5 protein-coding genes are annotated in these 6,053 nt (G+C 72.6%); all 5 read left to right on the forward strand.

What is annotated here, in order from left to right:
* The first annotated feature begins 205 nt into the window (after positions 1 to 205).
* The gene (locus tag E1284_RS37535; protein ID WP_131944903.1) at positions 206 to 979 is read left to right on the forward strand and encodes an ABC transporter ATP-binding protein; all 774 of its coding nucleotides are present in this window, start codon (positions 206 to 208) and stop codon (positions 977 to 979) included.
* Entirely contained in the window at positions 979 to 3,468 is a 2,490-nt protein-coding gene (locus tag E1284_RS37540; RefSeq protein WP_131944904.1) for an ABC transporter permease, read from the forward strand. Before E1284_RS37535 ends, E1284_RS37540 begins: the two co-directional genes overlap by 1 nt.
* A gap of 108 nt (positions 3,469 to 3,576) precedes the next feature.
* A complete protein-coding gene (locus E1284_RS37545) occupies positions 3,577 to 4,497 on the forward strand; it encodes a Rossmann-like and DUF2520 domain-containing protein (RefSeq protein WP_131944905.1) in 921 nt (306 codons plus the stop codon).
* Between the two features lie 136 nt (positions 4,498 to 4,633).
* Entirely contained in the window at positions 4,634 to 5,488 is an 855-nt protein-coding gene (gene panC / locus E1284_RS37550; protein WP_131944906.1) for a pantoate--beta-alanine ligase, read from the forward strand.
* Positions 5,488 to 5,904: an aspartate 1-decarboxylase gene (gene panD, locus E1284_RS37555; RefSeq protein ID WP_131944907.1), complete on the forward strand. Its 417-nt coding sequence runs from the start codon at positions 5,488 to 5,490 to the stop codon at positions 5,902 to 5,904. The genes panC and panD overlap by 1 nt, the downstream gene beginning before the upstream one ends.
* Positions 5,905 to 6,053 lie beyond the last annotated feature (149 nt).

The raw sequence follows: 6,053 nt of genomic DNA on the forward strand, positions 1-6,053 counted from the left end.
CGGGTCGGTGGATGGGGGGACGGGCCTGTACGACTCAGGTCGTACGCGGGCGGCTCGAATGGCCGTAAGAGTGACGAAGAGCGTGGACGCCGGGCCGATGGCGGCGGCGCCGCGGATTCCTAGCGTGGTCCTCGATCGATCGCGAGCACGAAACGAGCGCCGGACCTGGCGCGCGACGCCGCGAAGAGACCATGAGGGAGTCACCGTGACCAGCACGTTCGCCGACCCGCCCTGGGGAGCCCCCGCCGACGCAGCGCCGCCGGCCGTCACGGCCGAGGGCGTGTCGAAGGTGTACGGGTCCGGTGACGCGGCCGTGCACGCGTTGCGCGGTGTCGACGTCGGGTTCGCGCGGGGCGCGTTCACCGCGATCATGGGCCCGTCCGGGTCCGGGAAGTCGACGCTGATGCACTGCCTCGCCGGGCTGGACACCGTCAGCGGCGGCCGCATCATGCTCGGCGACGCCGAGATCACCCGGATGGGCGACCGGCAGCTGACGCTGATGCGCCGCGACCGGGTCGGCTTCGTGTTCCAGGCTTTCAACCTGCTCCCGACCCTCACCGCCGAGCAGAACATCCTCCTGCCCTTGGAGCTGGCCGGGCGCAAACCCGACCGCGCCTGGTTCCAGCAGGTCGTGGACGTCCTCGGCCTGGGCGACCGCCTCGGGCACCGTCCGTCCGAGCTGTCGGGCGGCCAGCAGCAGAGGGTGGCGTGCGCGCGCGCCATCGTCGCCCGCCCCGAGGTCATCTTCGCGGACGAGCCGACGGGCAACCTGGACTCGCGGGCAGGCGCGGAGGTCCTCGGGTTCCTGCGCTCGTCCGTCCGGGAGATGGGCCAGACGATCGTGATGGTCACCCACGACCCGGTGGCAGCCTCCTACGCCGACCGTGTGGTCTTCCTACGGGACGGTGAGATCGTCTCCGAGATCCTCCAGCCGACCCCGGAAGCCGTCCTGGACCGGCTCAAGGCCCTGGGGGCGTGATGCTGAAAACGACCCTGGCGGGCCTGCGCGCCCACAAACTGCGCCTTCTCCTGACCGCAGTGGCCATCACCCTTGGCGTCGGCTTCATTTCCGGCACGTTCGTCCTGACGGACACCATGAACAAGGGCGTTGCTAAGACGTTCGCACGGTCGGCCGACAAGGTGGACGTCGCCGTCGTCCCCGATGAACACGCGACCGACGGCCTCCCGATACCGCTCCTGCAGAAGGTGCGCTCCCTACCCGGTGTGATCGACGCCCAAGGCGCTGTGAAGGGCGAGGCCGCCTTGGTGGGCAAGAACGGTAAGACGGTCGGCGACTTCCCCACGATGGGCATGTCCGTGCCGTCCGGGCGCCTGCTGCGCTACGACATCGACAAGGGACGACCTCCGTCCAACGGCGGCGAGACCGTCATCGACAGCAAGGTCGCCAAGCGTGAGGGATTCACCGTCGGCGACACGGTGACGGTCCTGGACGCCGAGAACCGGCCGCACCGGTTCAGCGTCGTCGGGCTGGTCGACTTCGGCATCGACCAGGAGGCGAGCATCTTCGGCGCGGTCGGGTTCGACCCGGTGACCGCGATCCGGATGACCGGGCAGAAGAACTACCAGGAGATCGACATCGCGGGCACGGTGTCGACGGCCGCCGTGAAGGGCGCCGTGGGCTCCGGCCTGCGCGTCTACACCGGCAAGGAGCTCGGCGCGAAGCTGGCGAAGGCGGCGGGCGCCGACACCGAGATCATCCGCGCCGGCCTGCTGATCTTCGCGCTGGTCGCGATGCTGGTGTCCGCCCTGGTCATCTACAACACGTTCGCGATCCTGGTCGCGCAGCGGATGCGGGAGATGGCGCTGCTGCGCTGCGTCGGCGCGACCCGCCGGCAGATCTTCGGGGGCGTCCTCACCGAGTCAGCGGTGGTGGGCCTGACCGGTTCGCTGCTCGGCATCGCCGCGGGCGTCGGGCTGGGGCAGGGCGCGCTCGTCCTGATCAACCGGCTGAACGGCAACGTGGCGCTCACCGCCCCGTCCCTCGCGCTGCGGACGGTCCTGATCGGCCTCGCGGTCGGCGTCGTCGTGACCGTGCTGTCGGCGCTGCTGCCCGCCCGCGCGGCGACCGGCGTCGCGCCGGTCCAGGCCCTGCGCGCCGAGACCGAGCCGGGCGGCGGACGGTTCCGGCTCGGCGTCCGGCGCACCGCCGCCGCCGTCCTGCTGGGCGCCGCCGGCCTCGCGATCGGCCTGTACGGCGCGCTGGTGATGCAGGAGGGCCAGACCGCGATGTTCGCGGTCGCGTTCTCCGGCTGCGTCTTCTTCCTCGCGGTGGTCGCCGGGATGCCGGCGCTGGTCCGCCCGCTCGGGCGGGTCGCGGGCGCGATCCCGGCGCGGCTCGGCGGCGTCCCCGGACGGCTGGCGGTCGCGAACGCGCGCCGCACCCCGCGCCGCACCGCCACCACCACGATCGCGCTGACCGTCGGCGTCGGGCTGATGAGCCTGTTCGCGGTCGTCGCGGCGAGCGGCAAGGCGACGGCGGTCAAGGAACTGGACGAGCAGTTCCCCGTCCAGTTCAGGATCGCCGCGCAGAACGCCGAGAGCCTCCCGGCCGCGCTCGGCGACGACCTGCGCAAGCGGCCCGGTGTGGAGCAGGTCGTCGAGGTGCGCGACAAGGAGACCAAGGTCGGCGGCGAGGACGCGTCGATCACGACGGTGACCGCGTCCGCCTGGGGCACGATCGCGAAGCCGAAGATGAAGACCGGGTCGGTCTCCGACCTGAAGCCGGGCACGGCCCTGGTGGACGAGAGCGCCGTGAACGTCCCCGGCTGGCAGGTCGGCAGGACCCTCCAGGTCGCGACGCGGCACGGCACCGTCCCCGTCAAGATCAGCGGGACGTACAAGCTGGGCGGTCAGTTCACCGGGATCGTCGTCCCCGAGGCCGACTTCGTCCGGTACTTCGGCGCCGTGGACCCGGCCGAGATCTTCGTCAAGACCGGCGACGCGATCTCCGCCGACCGGGCGCGCGCGGCCGTCGACCAGGCCGCGCAGCCGTACCCGGCCGCGAAGGTCGAGTCCACCGCCGACTTCGAGGAGCAGATGGAGAACGCCATCGACATGGTGCTGATGATCTTCGGCGGGCTGCTCGGCCTCGCGATCGTCATCGCCCTGTTCGGCATCGCCAACACGCTGACCCTCTCGGTCGTGGAGCGCACCCGCGAGTCGGCGCTGCTGCGCGCCCTCGGCCTCACCAAGCGCCAGCTCCGCCGGATGCTGTCGATCGAAGCCGTGGTCATGGCCGTGATCGGCGCGCTGACCGGGGTGGCCCTCGGCGTCGCGTTCGGCTGGGCCGCGACCGGCGCGATGACCGAAGGCGCGGTGTTCGCCCTGCCGTATCTCCAGATCGTCGGATTCGTCGTGCTCGCCGGGCTGGCCGGGACGCTCGCCGCCGTCATGCCCGCACGGCGCGCCGCCGGGACGTCCATCGTCGAGTCCCTCGCCCATGACTGAATGGGGGCCGGGGTGGCGTCCGCCACCCACCGGACCGCGTGACCGGGGGCCATGGGTACTCTGGTTCGCGCCCGTCCGGTACCTACCTGTGAGGACTGGAACGAACCGATGGACCCACATGCCCCCGGCGTGCCCGGAAACAGCCCGGAGGCCCCGGAGGACCGGCCCGCGCGGCTCGCGGTCGGCGTCGTCGGCGCCGGCCGCGTCGGCACGGCGCTCGGCGCCGCGCTGTCCCGCGCGGGGCACCGCGTCGTCGCCGCGACCGCCGTGTCCGACCGGTCGCGGACCCGCGTCGAGGAGCGCCTCCCGGGTGCGGACGTCGCGACACCGCAGGACGTGGTGGCCGCCGCCGACCTCGTGCTGCTGACCGTCCCCGACGACGAGCTGCCCGAACTCGCGTCCGGCCTGGTCTCCGCGGGCGTCCCCGTCACCGGCAAGCTGGTCATGCACACCAGCGGGCGCTACGGGACCGCCGTCCTGGACTCTCTCACCCGGGCCGGCGCGCTTCCCCTGGCCCTGCATCCGGTGATGACCTTCACCGGGCGCCCGGACGACGTGAACCGGCTCACCGGCATCTCGTTCGGCGTCACCTCGCCCGAGCCGCTGCGCCCGGTCGCGGAGGCGCTCGTCCTCGAAATGGGCGGCGAGCCGGTGTGGATCACCGAGGAGGCCCGTCCCCTCTACCACGCGGCGCTCGCCGGAGGCGCGAACCACCTGGTCACCCTCGTCGTCGAGTCGATGGACCTGCTGAGCCGCGCCGGCGTGGCCGAACCCGGCCGCATGCTCGGCCCGCTGCTCGGCGCCGCCCTCGACAACGGCCTGCGCCTCGGCATCGACGGCCTCACCGGCCCGGTCGCCCGGGGCGACGCCGGCACCGTGTCCGGGCATGTCGCCGAACTCGCCAACGTGTCGCCGGAGAGCCGCCGCGCCTATGTCGCCATGGCCCGGCTGACCGCCGACCGCGCGCTGGGCGCCGGGCTGCTCAAGCCCGAAGACGCCGAACGCCTCCTGGAAGCCCTGGCCGATTGATCCCGCCCAGGCGACGCCCCGGACGCCGTGGACCGGCGGGCCGGGACACCAACGATCGGGAAGCGTCCGTTCCGAGACGGGCGTTCAGCAGTCGGACGTCCGGAGACCGGGTGCCCAGGGTGATGTGGGAGGTCGATTGAAACCCGTCATAGCGCGGACGCGGGAGGAACTCGCCGCGGCACGTGCCCGTATCGAGGGGACGCTCGCGTTCGTGCCCACCATGGGCGCGCTGCATGAGGGGCACCTGTCCCTGATGCGGCAGGCCCGCGGCAGTGCCGACGCCGTCGCCGTCAGCATCTTCGTCAACCCCCTCCAGTTCGGCCCCGGCGAGGACTTCGACCGCTACCCGCGGACGTTCGACGCCGATGTCGAGGCGTGCGCCGGTGAGGGCGTCGACCTGATCTTCGCGCCGACCCGCGAGGTCATGTATCCGGACGAACCACAGGTCACGCTCAAGTCGGGGCCGATGGGCGAGGTCGTCGAGGGCGCAGCCCGTCCCGGCCACTTCGACGGGATGCTCACCGTCGTGCTGAAGCTGCTCAACCTGGTCCGTCCCGACGTGGCGGTCTTCGGGGAGAAGGACGCGCAGCAGCTGGCGATGATCCGCCGGATGGTCGCCGACCTGAACGTGCCCGTGCGGATCATGGGCGGCCGGACCGTCCGCGAACCGGACGGGCTGGCCCTCTCCAGCCGCAACCGCTACCTGTCCGCCGCCGAGCGCGGGACGGCCCTCGCCCTGTCGCGCGCCCTCCGGGCCGGCGCGGACGCCGCCGCCGAGGGACCGGACGCGGTCCTGGACGCGGCCCGCACCGTCCTCGACAAGGCCGCGGCCGCCGACCCGCCCCTCGCGCTCGACTACCTCGTCCTCGTCGACGCGGCGACCTTCACCCCGGCCGCCGCCGGCGGTCCCGCCGTCCTCGCCGTCGCCGGCCGCGTCGGCGCCACCCACCTCATCGACAACGTTCACCTCCAGCTCGGCAAGGAGCACTGATGTTCCGGACGATGTTCAAGTCCAAGATCCACCGCGCCACGGTGACCCAGGCGGACCTCCACTACGTCGGCTCGCTCACCATCGACCAGGACCTGATGGACGCCGCCGACCTGCTGCCCGGCGAGCAGGTCTCGATCGTGGACATCGACAACGGCGCCCGCCTGGAGACCTATCTGATCGCCGGGGAGCGCGGCTCCGGCGTCATCGGCATCAACGGCGCCGCGGCGCGGCTCGTCCAGCCCGGCGACCTGGTGATCATCATCAGCTACGCGCAGCTGGCCGACGCCGAGGCCCGCGAGTTCGTCCCCACCGTCGTCCACGTCGACCGCTCCAACAAGATCATCTCCCTCGGCACCGACCCCGCCGAGCCCGTCCCCGGCACCAAGACCACCCGCGGCGACCTGGTCCACGGCTGACCCGAGCCCACGCCGACCGCACGGCGCCGATCGTGCGGTGTCGATCGTGCAACGCCAACCGTGCGGCGTCGACCGCGCCGGTCGGTCGTGCGGTGTCGACCGCGCCGGTCGGGCGTGCGGCGTCGGGCGTGCGGGGCGGGCGTGTGGGG

This window comes from Actinomadura bangladeshensis (assembly GCF_004348335.1).
GTDB lineage: Bacteria > Actinomycetota > Actinomycetes > Streptosporangiales > Streptosporangiaceae > Spirillospora > Spirillospora bangladeshensis.